The following is a 14,715-nucleotide window of genomic DNA, read 5'->3' as shown; positions in this document are numbered from 1 at the left end:
TGCAGGGCCACCCGCTCCATCCCTTGTCAGCACTTGGTGACGGGAGAGGGATATGCCGCAGGCCGCACAGCACGCGCTCGAAGAAGCGGTTCTCGAAGCACAGGCAATTGAGAGGCGTCAGGTGGCGGACGGCACCCGTTCATCCCGCGCCCACCGCCATGATCGCCATAGGCTCGACCATCTGCATCGCCGCATCTTTCTCTTGCTCGCCCCGCGCATCCAGCATCTGACCGCGCGCTATGGCCTGCGCGATATGGAGGATGATGCCCGGCAGGCCTGCGCCATCGCGATCCACCGCGCGGTGCAAAGCTACGACCGCGCCAAGGCCAGTTTCTCCACCCATGTGACATGGGCGATGCGCGGCGAACTGCAATCGCTGCGGCATCGCGTGCGCCTCGACCAGCGCGACAGCGCAAAGGCTGCCGGTGTGCACACCGTTTCGCTGGAAGGCCTGTCCACGGGCGAAGGGCAGGCGGTGTATGAGATCGTCGATGATGCGAGCCTTGAGCGGGTGGAGCAGGCTGCGTCGGACATGACCACGCGGCGCGCTCTGACCCGGCTGATGGACCGGATCGACAGCCCGGAACACGAACGCGGGATCGTGCTGGAGGCTCTGTTCGAGCGGGAGAGCCGTCAGGAACTTCCGGCAAAAGAACGCGAAAGACGGCGGCAGATCGTGCGCCGGACCTTCAGAAACTGCGCGAAGGCGGCGATGAGCCAGTGACCCAGACTACCCGCCCATAACATAGCGGATGCGCTGCATGCTGTAGGTCCGCACCGGATTTCCAGCAGCGTCACGTGCAGGCTCGAATTTCGCATGCTCGAGGAAAACCTTACACGCAATATTCGTGAAATTCTCCGCTTCGGTCACGTCAATCCGCGTGCAATTCTCAATCGCGCCGCTCTCATCGATGATAAGCCGCAATTGAATGTTGGCCGACTGGCCACGATACATAGCCTTTTTGGGATAGTTCCGCTGGATTTTGGGCGCGACATCCATGACGTTGAGGATTTTGGGCGGGGTCACAACCGATGCGGCCACCTCCGGATCGACGTCCCAGCTGCGGATCAGATTGTCCGTGCATTGAGTTAGCGCGGCAAACGGTTTTGCCATGTCTCCGGTCATCAGGCGGACAGTCTCATTCTCGTCCGAGACCACGATCCATTGAATCGCCGCGCCATTGTCTTTCAGGCTTGTTCCGGTAGGATGATAGCTGTCTTCGAGCATACGAATATCATCGGTGTCCGGATCGTCGTCTGCTTCCAGTGCGCCATGGACCGGGGAAATGCTGCCAAAGATCAAGGCCGGTTCGATCTCGCCCAGATTGCCGCGCTGGAACTTGCGCTCGAAGGCTTCGAAACCCGGCCCCATTTGCAGGGAGACGTTGTCGTGACGCCTGAACCGCCGGAGCGGTTTGCCTGCCAGGATCAGCTCGAAATGGGATGACAGGCCGAACTGCTCCATGACCAGAACGACCCGGTTATCGCCTTCGCCAAAAAAGCGGATCAACCGGCACCGGTCCTCGCCATAGTCGAGGTTCCACGGCGATAATTGGGCGAGAACCACCGCCTCTGTGTCAGAAGCGGCATTCAGTCCGGTCGCGGCGAGTCCCAAGGCGGCAACAAGGGCGCTCAGGCGCGCGAGAAAAGCAAAAGACGACACAAAAATCCCCGACATCATAGCTTTTCTTAACAAGCCGCGATGCCGGGGACAATTGTGTCTTTGATCTCAAACTACTGAGATCGCTCTGTTTCAGAGCTTGCCGGTCAGTTCCGGCACAGCATTGAACAGATCGGCGACTAGGCCGATATCGGCGACCTGGAAGATTGGTGCGTCTTCATCCTTGTTGATCGCGATGATCGTCTTGGAATCCTTCATGCCCGCCAGATGCTGGATCGCGCCGGAAATGCCGATGGCGATGTACACTTCGGGAGCGACGATCTTGCCGGTCTGGCCGACCTGATAATCGTTCGGCACATAGCCCGCGTCGACGGCAGCGCGCGATGCGCCGATGCCTGCGCCCAGCTTGTCGGCCAGCGGGGTGATGATCTGCTCGAAAGTCTCGCCATCCTTCAGCGCGCGGCCGCCGGAGACGATGACCTTGGCGCTGGTCAGTTCGGGGCGGTCGCTCTCGGCGATTTCCTCACCCACGAAGCTGGAGGTGCCCGCATCGCCGGGGCCGGAGACGGATTCTACCGTGCCCGAACCGCCTTCAGTGGCGGCCTTGTCGAACGCGGTGCCGCGAACGGTGATGACCAGCTTGTCCTCGGTGCTTTCGACCGTCGCAATGGCGTTGCCTGCGTAGATCGGGCGGGTAAAGGTCTTCTCGCCTTCGACCGACAGGATGTCCGAAATCTGCATCACGTCGAGCAGCGCGGCGACGCGCGGGGCGATGTTCTTGCCGTTGGTGGTGGCCGGCGCGAGGAACGCGTCGTGGTGCCCCATGAGGTCGGCGGCCAGCGGCGCGACGTTTTCGGCCAGCTGGTTTTCGTAAGCCGGGTCATCGGCGAGATGCACTTTGCCCACACCGGCAATCTTGGCGGCTTCGTCAGCCACCGCGGCGCAGCCGGAGCCAGCGACGAGCAGATGCACTTCACCCAGTTTGGAAGCAGCAGTTACCACTGCCAGCGTTGCGTCCTTTACCGACGCGTTGTCATGTTCGACCAGAACGAGAGTTTTCATCCTATGGGTCCTTTAGAAAAAAGTTGCGTTGGTAAGGCTCAGGCGATGCCGAGGGCTTTGATCTTGGCGACCAGAGCATCGACGTCTTCGACCTTCTCGCCGGCCTGCCGCACAGGCGGCTCGGAGACATTGGTCGTCTTGAGGCGCGGCGCGATATCGACGCCATAATCGGCGGGCGTCTTGCTATCGAGCGGCTTTTTCTTGGCCTTCATGATGTTCGGCAGCGAAGCATAGCGCGGCTCGTTCAGGCGCAGATCGGTGGTGACGATGGCGGGCATCGTCAGCTTGACCGTCTGCAGACCGCCGTCGATTTCGCGCTTCACGGTAACGCTGTCGCCATCGACCTCCACCGTGTTGGCAAAGGTGCCTTGCGGGCGGCCCATCAGGGCGGCGAGCATCTGGCCGGTCTGGTTGCTGTCGTCGGAAATGGACTGCTTGCCCAGCATCACGATGCCCGGCGTTTCTTCGTCGGCAATGGCCTTCAGGATCTTGGCGACGGCGAGCGGCTCGACTTCTTCATCGGTCTCGACCAGAATGGCACGGTCTGCGCCCATGGCGAGCGCGGTGCGCAGCGTTTCCTGCGCCTTGGCCGGGCCGACCGAAACGGCGATGATTTCTTCGGCCTTGCCCGCTTCTTTCAGACGGATCGCCTCTTCCACGGCGATTTCGTCGAACGGGTTCATGCTCATTTTGACATTGGCCAGATCGACGCCGGAGCCGTCCGCTTTCACACGGGGCTTCACGTTGTAATCGATCACCCGTTTGACGGGGACGAGAATTTTCATGGGTTTTCCTTCCTTGCGGATGTCTTGATCGGGCACGCGTCAAAGGGCGGGACCGCTTTATAAATCAATGAACGCTGCGTGTTTGCGTTCCATTTACGTTTACGTCAAGGGCAGCCCAAAGACCGCCCCCTTTCCGTAGCGGCAGGTCGACCCCCGCGCGCTACGATAAGGGATGAATGTGCGAATCAGGCCGCCTGCTTCACCTCGGCGACGATCTTCTTCGCGGCATCGCCCAGATCATCGGCGCTGACGATGGGGAGGCCCGAATTCTCGAGGATCTCCTTGCCCTTGGCAACATTGGTGCCTTCCAGACGGACCACCAGCGGAACCGACAGATCGACTTCCTTGGCCGCCACAACGATACCCTCGGCAATGGTATCGCAGCGCATGATCCCGCCGAAGATGTTGACGAGAATGCCTTCGACCGCCGGGTCTTTCAGAATGATCTTGAATGCCGCCGTGACCTTCTCGGTCGTCGCGCCGCCGCCCACATCGAGAAAGTTGGCCGGGAACGCGCCGTTCAGCTTGATGATGTCCATCGTCGCCATGGCCAGGCCAGCGCCATTGACCATGCAGCCAATATTGCCGTCGAGCTTGATATAGGCGAGGTCGTACTGGCTGGCTTCGACTTCTGCCGGGTCTTCCTCGGTCTCGTCGCGCATCGCTTCGACATCCTTGTGACGATAGAGCGCATTGCCGTCGAAGCTCATCTTGGTGTCGAGCACCAGCAGCTGGGCATCCCCGTTTTCATTGGCTTTCGTCTCGACCAGCGGATTGATCTCCAGCATTTCAGCATCGAGATCGGTGAATGCGGTATAAAGCTGCGCGCAAAGCTTCTGGCACGCCTTGTTGAGATCGCCTTCCAGCTTCAGCGCAAAGGCAGCCGCGCGGCCGTGATGCGGCATGAAGCCCTGTGCCGGGTCGATGGTGATCGTGGTGATTTTCTCGGGCGTGTTGTGCGCCACATCCTCGATATCCATGCCGCCTTCGGTGGAGACGACCATGGCGACCTGACCGCTCGCCCGGTCAACCAGCATGGCGAGGTAATATTCCTGCTCGATATCCACGCCATCGGTCACATACAGGCGGTTGACCTGCTTGCCTTCGTCACCGGTCTGGATCGTGACCAGCGTGTTGCCGAGCATGTCGCGGGCATCGGATTCGACGTCTTCGATGCTCTTGGCCAGACGAACGCCGCCCTTGGCATCGGCGTCCAGTTCCTTGAACTTGCCCTTGCCGCGCCCGCCGGCGTGGATTTGCGACTTCACCACGTAAAGCGGCCCGGGAAGTTTCTTGGCGGCTTCGACCGCTTCTTCCACGCTCATAGCGGCATGTCCGGCGGGGATGCCGATGCCGTATTTGGAGAGCAGTTCCTTGGCCTGATATTCGTGGATGTTCATGGAGGGTCCTCGTGAAAATGGTCGTCTGGGGAGATGGGCTGTTTGGCGACGTGCCTTTGCATGGATGAGGCGGCTTGAAAAGTGTCTCCGGCCTGTCCAATTGCGGGGGACTGCACATGATTGACCACGACCGCTTTGCCGCGATCGTCCGCGCGGCGGGCGAGATCGCCCATTCCCATTGGCCTGGCAGTGGCCATGATCTGCATTCGTGGGAGAAAAAGCCCGGCGATCCGGTGTGCGAGGCCGATCTGGCAGTCGACAAATTTCTCCGCCGGGAACTCAGCGCTTTGTTGCCGTCTGCCGGCTGGCTGTCGGAAGAAACCGTCGATTCGCCCGCGCGGATGGAGAACCGCCTGATCTGGCTGGTCGATCCGATTGACGGCACACGCGATTTCATTCGCGGGCGCAGCGGATGGGCCGTCTCGGTTGCTCTGGTCAGCGAAGGGCGGCCTCTGATCGGCATGCTCAGCGCTCCGGCGCGAGAGGAGGAATGGCTGGCGGTCGCGGGCAGAGGCGCGCAGCGCAATGGAGAAACTTTGGTCGCCTCGCGCTGCGAGACACTGGCAGGCGCGCGCATTCCGGCTGATTCGCTGATGAAGGAAGACCGGCTGATGACCATGGTCGAGAAGCCCAATTCCATCGCCCTGCGGGTCGCCATGGTGGCGGCCGACGAGGCGGACCTGATCGCCACGCTGCGCTGGGGTTTCGAATGGGATCTGGGGGCGGCCGCCCTGATTGCGCGCGAGGCCGGGGCAGCGGTCAGCGACGCTTTCGGCAAACCCTTTGGCTACAACAAGCGCGATCCGCGCAGTTTCGGACTGGTCGCGAGCGCGCCGGGCATACATCGAGCTGTGACCGAGCATCTGGCAGAGCGGGCCAAAGTGGTCGCTGCGCGCCCGCGCGGTTGATCGCGCTGGCTGAAACTGTTCCGGAAACGCGAAAGGGCCCGCATCGCTGCGAGCCCTTCCGATTGTTGGAGAGGTTGAGGGGGCTTAGCCGCCCTGTGCCTGTGCCACATCCTGCTCGCTGATCGGGGTGATCTTGATTTCCACCCGGCGGTTCTGTGCGCGGCCTTCGGGCGTGTCGTTCGACGCCTTGAAGTAGCGCGGGTCTTCGCCATAGCCCTGCGTCGCCATGCGGGCACGCGCCACCCCGCGGGCGGCCAAATAATCGGCCACCGCTATGGCCCGGCGCTGCGACAGGCTGAGATTGTACGAATCCGAACCTGTCGAATCGGTAAAGCCGTACACATCGATCAGGCTGTTGGGATATTTGATCAGGCTGTTGGCGATCACGTCCAGCGTGCCCTGGAATGCGGGCGTGATGGTCGAGGAATCGACCGCGAAGGTCACACCGTCGGGCAGGTTAACCAGAATGGCTTCGCCGTCACCGATTTCGGTCACGTCGACGCCGGTTCCTTCGGTCATCTCGTCCAGTTCCTTGATCTGGTCGTCGAACTGCTTGCCGATCACGGCACCGGCGCTGCCGCCGATGCCTGCGCCGATGATCCGCGCGGTCGAGCCGCCGATCACGTCGCCCAGCAGATAGCCGGCCGTACCGCCGAGAATGGAGCCGATCGCGGTGCGCGAGATTTTCTGCTCGCCGGTGTTCGGATCGGTGACGCAGGCGGACAGGCCGAGGACCGACGTTGCGGCGAGGGCGGTTGCGAGAATGCGATTCTTTTTCATTATACTTCCCCAAATATGGGACCCGGTCAGGGGTCTGCGGACGGCAGCCGTCCCTGGTGATATCCGGCCCGCTGATCCGCGCACCGTTCACCCCACCAACTTTGGACCGTGCTTCCTGTTCCCACGCTGAATGCATTCTCGGTGATCTGTATCTGAAGGTAACATCCATTCAGCAGGCTGGCGCGGCGAAGCAATTGTGCTAGCGCAGGCCCGCTGTGACACCGTTTCCCTGGCCCGACCTGCTGATTATCGCAGGACTGATCTTCATCAATGGCATCTTCGCCATGTCGGAATTGGCGATAGTTTCTGCCAAGGTTACGACGCTGCGGGGCAAGGCGGACAAGGGCAGTGGCGGTGCCGCCATGGCTCTGGCGTTGGCCGCCAATCCGGGCAAATTTCTCTCGACTGTGCAGATTGGCATTACGCTGGTCGGGATTATTGCCGGTGCCTATTCGGGGGCAAGCCTGGGCGGCCCGGTCGGGGAGCGGCTGGTGCGATTGGGGCTGCCGCCCGACTATGCCGGGCAGGCCGGATTCGCTCTGGTGATTGCGCTGACGACTTATTTTAGCCTCGTGATCGGGGAATTGGTGCCCAAGCAACTTGCGTTGCGGGCCGCCGTGCCGATTGCGGTGGTGATGGCCCGCCCGATGCGCTGGCTCGCCCTGATTGCCGCGCCGATCGTGTGGGTGCTGGACACGTCCTCGGGACTGATCATCCGCCTGATGGGGATACGCCCCGGCGGGCAGGCGAGCGTGACGGCGGAAGAGCTCCACATGCTGTTCGCCGATGCCACGAAAACCGGCGTGTTGGAGGAAGAGCAAAGCGCCATCCTGACCGGCGTGGTGCGCCTGGCGGACCGCCCTGTGCGCGAAATGATGACCCCGCGCACCGAGCTCGACTGGCTCGATCTGGACGATGACGAAGCGGCCATATCGGCCAAGATTGCTGCCAGCCCGCATTCGCTCCTGCCGGTCGCTCAGGGCTCCCCGGACAAAGTTCTGGGTGTCGTGAAAGTGCGCGAGGTTCTCGCGGCGCAATTGGCGGCGCTGCCGGTCGATCTTACCGCCCTGTCGCGCAAACCGGAGATTGTGCCGGACCAGCTCGACGCGCTCGATGCTCTGCGGGTATTGCAACAGGCCGATATCGCGATGGCGATGGTGCATGACGAATATGGCCATCTCGACGGGATCGTGACGCCGGTCGATCTGCTCACCGCCATTGTCGGCCAGTTCGCCAGCGATGTAGACCAGGGCGATATTCCCGAAATCGTCGAGCGGGCGGACGGGTCATTGCTAGTGTCGGGCGCGATGCCGGCCGATGCCTTGTCCGACCGGATCGGCATCGAATATGACGACACGCGCGAATTCGCGACCGCCGCCGGTTTCGCGCTCGCCGTGCTGAAGCACCTGCCGCAGGAAGGCGAAAGCTTCACCGAACAGGGCTGGTCGTTCGGGATCCACACGATGGATGGCCGCAAGATCGACAAGTTGCTGGTCACGAAGCTGCCCGACGCCGCTGATTGAGGGGCTTGATTGAGGGCGAAAAACCGGCGCTCGCTTACGGGGCGTTAACCATATTGGGCGAAACAGGTCTCCGACATTAGGAGACAGGACGCCCATGGCCCATACGCAGAACGCTTCGCTGACCATCGCCGAGATGCGCGAGTTCGCCAGCTTCACCGCGGCCGAGCAACGCTATATCCGCCGCAGTCTGGATGTCGGGCTGGGGCGGTGCGACGCGTTCAAGATGTGGGCCCGCGACGCGGCGGAGAACGCCGCTATCCGCCGCCAATATGTCGCCTATCAGGAATTGAAGCGCCTGCGCGAAGACCAGCCAACCCAAGGCGAGGAAGACCGCATTGACGGCTTTATAGGCACGCTGACCCGCGTCGCCGCCTTCGACCTGGCGCAGGACCGCATCGACGGCTTCTCCGCCTTCCGCTTTCTGTACGAGCGCCTGTTGGGCGCAACCGCACGTCCTTGGCTGCCTAGCGCCTTTGTCGGCGCTGCAGCCCTGCCGCATATCGCTCCGGAACGCCGCCGGATGCTGCTGCAATCCTTGAGCGAAGCCGCCGCCACCGCGCCCGGCTGGAGCGATGCGCAGCCGTGCTTCTTCCCCGAATATGTCGAGGCTGAGGCGGCTTAGAGAGAAGAAAGCTGCTCCGCTAACAATCGATCAATAAAGTCGGTCATGGGTGCGAGATCAGCCTGCCCAGAAAGATCATGAGACTTATCTGCAATTTTCAGGGCGTTCTGATAGTCATCCCGATTGTCCATGATCAGATCGATTACAGTCCGCTCGCCTGGTAATATAAACCCAAGTTTTAAAGACAAAACTGCATAACTGAATGCTCGAGCAGTTCTACCATTCCCGTTTTTGAACGGATGTATCCAGTTGATAATCCATAAGCAGTAGCCAGCAATTTCTTGTGCACTCAGTTTGTCCCATTCGCGATCCAAAGTGGAGAGGAATCCTTCCACGTGCCCCTGAACCTCAGAATGTGGCGGTGGTTCGTGAATTACCTTTCCATCGGCTGTTGAAACCACGACCTCTTCTCGCCGGAACGAGCCTGGTCGCATCAGTAGGAACAGAGTGGCAGTTCTGTGGAACTCGTTCAATGCACCACGTGGTGGCGGCTTCATGATTGGCGCATTGTTGCCCTGCTGATGAATCATCAAATGCAAGAGCGCTTCGATCACATTAACCTGATTCGAATAATTTAGGACCTCAATTTCGTGCGCCGAGTTGCCAGTGATCAAGTCCCAATTATCTTCAATCATGTGTGCCCCAATCACTCGCTCTGTTTGAGTTATGTTGGCGCATATGGCGAGATCAATCGTTGGGCAAGCCTTCTACTTCCGAGAGAATGGTTGTTACTTTCTCGCGAGTCAGTGTCGAAGATCTTCCGCGCATACCCATGACTAGGCTTATCCTTTGCCGGCGTTTTTCAGCGGGGGTCATTTTGTGGCGACGAGCTCGTTCGATCAGCTCCTGTGTCGTTTTGCGCATTTGCCTCTCCTTTGCGAACCGAACTACGAATAACCCATTGCCAATTCGCCCTAAGCGGAAACCTTTTTTCAGGCTAAAGAGCGCTGGCCTTTTGACTCATGCAAAATATGCTCTTCTTCGACGGCTTCCGCAATGAGTCTAATTGGCCACACTATCCAATTGCTCCCAAATCCAGGTTAACTCCGGTACAGCCCGTCCAGCCGCTCCTGATACCGCTCGCGGATTTTGTGGCGGCGGATTTTCATGCTCGGCGTCATTTCCTCGTTCTCGACCGAGAACGGTTCGTCGGCGAAGGCGAACTGGCGCACTTTTTCGGTGACCGACAATTCCTTGTTCACCCGGTCCACTGCGGCGCGCACGGCGGTCTTGAACTCCGGTAGAGCCTGCACTTCGCTGCAATCGAACTTCTTGCCCTGCGCCCGGCACCATTCCAGCTGCCATTCCGCGTCGGGCACGATCAGACCCACCACATAGGGGCGCTTGTCCCCGCTCACCATCGCCTGCCCGATTTCGGGTTGCAGCGTCAGCATCCCCTCGATCTTCTGCGGCGCGACATTGTCGCCCTTGTCGTTGACGATCATGTCTTTCTTGCGGTCGGTGATCTTGATCCGTCCGGCCTCGTCGATGTGACCGATATCGCCGGTGTGGAGCCATGGCGTGCCATCGGGATCCTTCGGATCGGCAATCAGCGTCCGGTTGGTCTCGGTATCATTTTGCCAATAGCCGTGCATCACCAGCTCGCCGCGGCAGAGAATCTCGCCATCCTCGGCGATTTTCACTTCGACGCCGCGCATCGGCGGGCCGACGGTGTCCATCGCGATCCCGGCGGCGGGGCGGTTGCAGCTGATCACCGGGCCGCTTTCGGTCTGGCCGTACCCCTGCAGCATGGTCAGGCCCATCGCTTCGAAAAAGATGCCGACTTCGGGATTGAGCGGGGCCCCGCCCGAAACCATCGCCTTGATCCGCCCGCCGAACCGGTCGCGGATCTTCGGGCGCAGCGTGCGTTCGAGGATGAAATCCATCGGCCGGTCGAGCAATTTGCGTTTGCCCTCTGCCTTGCGTTCCCCGATCTGCAGCGCGCGGTCCATCATGTAATTGGCCGCGCCGCCCTGCTTGGCGACCTGCTTCATGATACGGGTGCGCAGCACTTCGAACAGGCGTGGGACGACCACCATGATGGTGGGCCGTGTCTCTTCGATATTGCTGGCGAGCTTCTCCAGCCCTTCCGAATAATAGATTTGCGCGCCGACCCCGATGGGTAGGAATTGCCCGCCCGAATGCTCGTAGGCATGGCTGAGAGGCAGGAAGGAAAGGAAGCGCTCTTCCTCGTCCAGTCCGAAATCGCTGACCAGAATTTCGGCTGCGCCCATGACATTGCACAGGATCATGCCGTGGTGCTGCTTGACCCCGCGCGGCGCTCCGCCGGTGCCGCTGGTGTAGATGATGCAGGCGGTGGTTTCGCGGGTGAAGCTTTTGAGGCGCTCGTCAACGGCGGCGCGCGCAGCGGCGGCATCGCCTTCCACCATGCTGCTCCATTCATGGCAGCCCAGATTGCCGCCCTGATAGGACCGGACGCCGTCAATCGGAATGATATGCTCGGCAATCCCGGTGCGGAAAATCGCCGGGATCAATGGCGCTGAGAGCTTCTCGTTGGAAACAATGACCGCGCGCGCGCCGGAATTGTCCAGAATGTGGACGTGATCGCGCTCGGTATTGGTGGTGTAGGCGGGGACGGTGATGCAGCCCGCAGCCATGATTGCCAGATCGGCGATGCACCATTCAGGGCGGTTTTCCGACACCAACATGACCCGGTCGCCATCGGTCAGGCCCAGCTTACGTAGGTTTTCTGCCAGAATGCAGACTTCGTCCGCCACTTCGCGCCAGCTGCTTGTGACCCATTGGCCATCGTTCTTCGCGCCGAGAAACGGCTTGTCGCCCGCCGCATCGGCGCGTTTGAGAAACAGTTCGACGAGGCTGGTCGTCTCTTCGATATCACTTAGCTGCAAGCTGTTGCTCCCGGTCCCGGATTTTACGGCGCTTTGTTAACGCTCGAAGCTGCACTTAGGCTCCCCGTGCCCTAGCGACAAGCTCGCCTATTCCGCGCCGGAGAGCCTGAGAACGGAATCGAGCCGCGGATCATACACGGCTTTCCACCCGTCATCCGTGCGCAGTGCGCCGTTGGTCCGGTAAAGGAAATCGCTGGTCACGATGTCGCTGTGGCCTAGCGCGTTCAGCCGGGGGATGGCCTCCTGCAGCCAGCTGTTTTCCTCTACAATCACGCGGCTGCCAAAGCCCATGATCATCGGCTGTGCCAGAGCCTCGTCCAGCGACAGGCCGAAATCGATCACGCCCATGATCGCGCGCGCTGTCTGGATCGGGATGGTCGGTCCGCCGGCTGCGCCTACCGCCAGGAAGGGCTTGCCTTCGGGATCGTAGACGACTGTGGGCGACATGGAGCTGCGCGGGCGCTTGTTTGCCTCGACCCGGTTGGCCACCGGCACGCCGTCCCGCTCTGGCCGCGTGCTGAAATCGGTCAGCTCGTTGTTGAGGTAGAATCCGCCATACATCAGGCCCGATCCGAACGCGCCTTCGATGGTGGAAGTGTAGCTGACCATGGTGCCATCCGGCCCGATGGTCACGAAGTGTGTGGTGCCGCTTTCGGGATAATGCTCGCCCACTGCGCGGGCCTGCGGAGCGCGGGGCGGACTGCCCGGCACGAAATCGTCCGAGCGCCTGGCCGGATCGAGCAGCAGTGAACGGCTGGCGAGATAGGCATCGTTCACCAGTCCTGTCACCGGGATGTCCACGAAATCGGCATCGCCTGTGTAGAGCTCGCGGTCGGTATAGGCGAGCCGCTGCGATTCCAGAAACAGATGCCACGCAGTGAGGGAGCGCGGCCCCATGCCGGCCAGATCGAAGCGTTCGAGCTGTTTGAGAATCTGGAGCACGGCGATGCCGCCCGACGATGGCGGCCCCATCCCGCAAATCTTGTAACCGCGATAGGTTCCACACACCGGCTCGCGCACGGCGGGGGCATAGGCTTCCACATCGGCTGCTGTCATGCCCTGTGGGCGCGGCGTATCGGCAGCGACATGCGCGGCCAGCCCAGCGGCGAAATCTCCCCTGTAGAAAGCGTCCGGACCTTCTGCGGCAAGTTTTTCGAGAGTGGCGGCCAATTCGGGCTGGCGGATAGTGGTGCCCACGGGTTTTGGCGTGCCGTCGGCGTTGAAGAAAGTTGCGCGGGCTTTCGGGTCGTAGCCTGCACGGTCAAGCCGCCCTTCCAGCACCGTCACCAGGCGCGGATTGACCACGAATCCGTCGCGCGCCAGCCGGATGGCGGGGGCGACAAGCGTCGCCCAGTCGAGCTTTCCGTGCCGCTCATGCGCCAGCTTGGCCAGCGCGACATTGCCGGGCACGCCGACACTCAGCCCGCTGATCGTGGCTTCCTTGCGGGGAAGCGGCTCGCCTTCTGCGTCCAGAAACCAGTCGGGCGTTGCGGCAGACGGTGCTTTTTCGCGTCCGTCATAGGATGTGACCTGCCCGTCCGGTGTCCCGCGCACCAGAAATCCGCCGCCGCCAATGCCCGAGCTTTGCGGTTCGACCACGGTCAGCGCCAGCATGATGGCAATCGCGGCATCGGTCGCCGTGCCCCCGGCGGCGAGGATTTCCTCACCCGCGGCCGTCGCGCGAAAATCCGCGGTGGCGACTGCACCGGCAAAGCTATGCGATGGCTCATCGACCTGGGGCTGGGAGGGCAGCAATTCCGGCCTCGGCTGCTCGGCGGGAGGGCTCGCTGTGGCGCAAGCTGCCAGAGCCAAGGGTGCAATAAGGGCGGCGAGCGGGGCGCGTTTAGTCATGCCTTCACCGCTATTGCGTTCCGACCGCCTCGGCAATGGTGGTGAACCCGTCGCGCTTCATCAGCCCCTTCAATCCGCGCGTGATGGTGCGGGCCAGCCCGGGACCAGCATAGACCATCGCGCTATACAGCTGGACCAGACTGGCCCCTGCCCTGATCCGCTCCCAAGCATGGTCCGCGCTGGCGATACCGCCGACCCCGATCAGCGGGATGCCTGCACCGGTCGCGCTGCGAAAATCGCGCAGCCGCTGCAGCGCCAGATCCTTCAGCGGCGCGCCCGACAGGCCGCCCGCCTCGCTGCGCGGTGCCGATTGCAGACCCTCGCGGCCAAGAGTGGTGTTGGAAACCACCAGCGCGGCCAGCCGCGATTCCAGCGCAATCCGGGCAATGGCGTCGATATCGGCAGGCTCCAGATCGGGCGCGACCTTGAGGAAAACCGGCAGATCATTGTCGTCCGGCACTTCATCGAGCGCACCAAACACGGCGTCGATCAATCCGGTCAGCGCGCTTTCATCCTGCAATGCGCGCAGACCCGGCGTATTGGGGCTGGAGATATTGATTGTCAGATAATCGCCCAGCGGCGCCATCAGGCGGGCCATGGCCGCATAATCGGCGATGCGGTCCGGCGAATCCTTGTTGGCGCCCACATTGATACCAACGATTCCCGGCTTGCCTGCGCGTGCTTTCAGCCTCGCGGCGACGGCCTCGCCGCCCGCATTGTTGAAGCCCATGCGGTTGATGACGGCCTTGTCCTCCACCAGCCGGAACAGGCGCGGCTTCGGATTGCCCTCTTGCGGGCGGGGCGTGACCGAGCCGATTTCGACATGGCCGAAACCCAGGCCGAGCAGCTGGTCGGGAACCTCGGCATCCTTGTCATACCCGGCCGCCACACCCAGCGGATTGGGAAAGCGGATACCGGCCACTTTGCACGCCAGCGCTTCGTCTGCGCGGTTCGGGGCGCGCAGCGGCGCTTTGCTCAGGGCTGCGATTGAGAGACGGTGGGCCTTTTCGGGGTCCAGCTGGAAAAGCGCAGGGCGGAGAAGATCGAACAGCATGTCCGCCAGCCTATGACGAAGCTGCGTGGCACTGTCGAGCGGGCCCATTCTTGAACAAAATGTAAAGGCAAAAACCGGATTGTCGTTTCCATACAATCATTCCGGCGGGCGAATCACTAGCAAGCTGAGGCGACCCGAAGGGCTCTGACGCAGCGATGCGAGAGTTCTTTCCTTTTAGGGCGGCCCGTCTGAGTTCACTCTCGGGGCCGCCCTTTTTTTGCCCGCCATCCGGCATTCCC

At 61.6% G+C, this 14,715-nt stretch carries 13 protein-coding genes; 4 read left to right on the top strand and 9 right to left on the bottom strand.

All coding sequences use genetic code 11. The annotated features are described in order from the left end of the window. Window positions 1-52: 52 nt before the first annotated feature. Window positions 53-724, top strand: a complete 672-nt coding sequence (locus ACFCW2_RS05225) for a hypothetical protein (protein ID WP_379548571.1) — start codon at window positions 53-55, stop codon at window positions 722-724. Window positions 725-730: 6 nt separating this feature from the next. Here the strand turns inward: ACFCW2_RS05225 and ACFCW2_RS05220 are convergent, their stop codons facing one another. The 4 genes from ACFCW2_RS05220 to sucC form a co-directional block, all read right to left on the bottom strand. Further along, the gene (locus tag ACFCW2_RS05220; RefSeq protein WP_379548570.1) at window positions 731-1,681 is read right to left on the bottom strand and encodes an energy transducer TonB; all 951 of its coding nucleotides are present in this window, start codon (window positions 1,679-1,681) and stop codon (window positions 731-733) included. Window positions 1,682-1,753: 72 nt separating this feature from the next. Further along, the gene (locus ACFCW2_RS05215) at window positions 1,754-2,683 is read right to left on the bottom strand and encodes an electron transfer flavoprotein subunit alpha/FixB family protein (RefSeq protein ID WP_379548569.1); all 930 of its coding nucleotides are present in this window, start codon (window positions 2,681-2,683) and stop codon (window positions 1,754-1,756) included. Window positions 2,684-2,721: 38 nt separating this feature from the next. Further along, window positions 2,722-3,468 (bottom strand): electron transfer flavoprotein subunit beta/FixA family protein, encoded by a 747-nt coding sequence (locus ACFCW2_RS05210; RefSeq protein ID WP_379548568.1) that lies wholly within the window; start codon window positions 3,466-3,468, stop codon window positions 2,722-2,724. A 185-nt stretch (window positions 3,469-3,653) separates the two neighbouring features. Continuing rightward, entirely contained in the window at window positions 3,654-4,868 is a 1,215-nt protein-coding gene (gene sucC / locus ACFCW2_RS05205; protein ID WP_379548567.1) for an ADP-forming succinate--CoA ligase subunit beta, read from the bottom strand. Between the two features lie 116 nt (window positions 4,869-4,984). On the opposite strand from sucC, the gene ACFCW2_RS05200 reads away from it, so the two are divergent. Beyond that, the gene (locus ACFCW2_RS05200) at window positions 4,985-5,776 is read left to right on the top strand and encodes a 3'(2'),5'-bisphosphate nucleotidase CysQ (RefSeq protein ID WP_379548566.1); all 792 of its coding nucleotides are present in this window, start codon (window positions 4,985-4,987) and stop codon (window positions 5,774-5,776) included. A gap of 84 nt (window positions 5,777-5,860) precedes the next feature. Here the strand turns inward: ACFCW2_RS05200 and ACFCW2_RS05195 are convergent, their stop codons facing one another. Continuing rightward, complete coding sequence (locus ACFCW2_RS05195) at window positions 5,861-6,556, bottom strand: OmpA family protein (RefSeq protein ID WP_379548565.1); 696 nt, start codon at window positions 6,554-6,556, stop codon at window positions 5,861-5,863. 215 nt (window positions 6,557-6,771) lie between these two features. Here ACFCW2_RS05195 and ACFCW2_RS05190 point away from each other — a divergent pair, with 215 nt between their 5' ends. Beyond that, window positions 6,772-8,079, top strand: coding sequence for a hemolysin family protein (locus tag ACFCW2_RS05190; RefSeq protein ID WP_379548564.1), 1,308 nt, complete (start codon window positions 6,772-6,774; stop codon window positions 8,077-8,079). A 94-nt stretch (window positions 8,080-8,173) separates the two neighbouring features. After that, a complete protein-coding gene (locus ACFCW2_RS05185) occupies window positions 8,174-8,701 on the top strand; it encodes a hypothetical protein (protein ID WP_379548563.1) in 528 nt (175 codons plus the stop codon). Here the strand turns inward: ACFCW2_RS05185 and ACFCW2_RS05180 are convergent. The 4 genes from ACFCW2_RS05180 to ACFCW2_RS05165 form a co-directional block, all read right to left on the bottom strand. Continuing rightward, window positions 8,698-9,336 (bottom strand): Fic family protein, encoded by a 639-nt coding sequence (locus ACFCW2_RS05180; RefSeq protein ID WP_379548562.1) that lies wholly within the window; start codon window positions 9,334-9,336, stop codon window positions 8,698-8,700. The two genes, ACFCW2_RS05185 and ACFCW2_RS05180, sit on opposite strands and share 4 nt — an antisense overlap. Before the next feature lie 405 nt (window positions 9,337-9,741). Then, window positions 9,742-11,571 carry an AMP-dependent synthetase/ligase gene (locus ACFCW2_RS05175; RefSeq protein WP_379548561.1) on the bottom strand — a complete coding sequence of 610 codons (1,830 nt, stop codon included), beginning with the start codon at window positions 11,569-11,571 and terminating at the stop codon, window positions 9,742-9,744. 87 nt (window positions 11,572-11,658) lie between these two features. Then, window positions 11,659-13,422 carry a gamma-glutamyltransferase gene (ggt, locus tag ACFCW2_RS05170; RefSeq protein WP_379548560.1) on the bottom strand — a complete coding sequence of 588 codons (1,764 nt, stop codon included), beginning with the start codon at window positions 13,420-13,422 and terminating at the stop codon, window positions 11,659-11,661. 10 nt (window positions 13,423-13,432) lie between these two features. Beyond that, on the bottom strand, window positions 13,433-14,476 hold the full coding sequence (locus ACFCW2_RS05165) for a quinone-dependent dihydroorotate dehydrogenase (RefSeq protein WP_379548559.1): 1,044 nt from the start codon (window positions 14,474-14,476) through the stop codon (window positions 13,433-13,435). Window positions 14,477-14,715 lie beyond the last annotated feature (239 nt).

Source organism: Qipengyuania algicola (genome assembly GCF_042492175.1).
Classification (GTDB): Bacteria; Pseudomonadota; Alphaproteobacteria; order Sphingomonadales; family Sphingomonadaceae; genus CAJXSN01.
The sequence above is the reverse complement of the archived record's forward strand: the minus strand, read 5'-3'. Positions and strand labels throughout refer to the sequence as shown.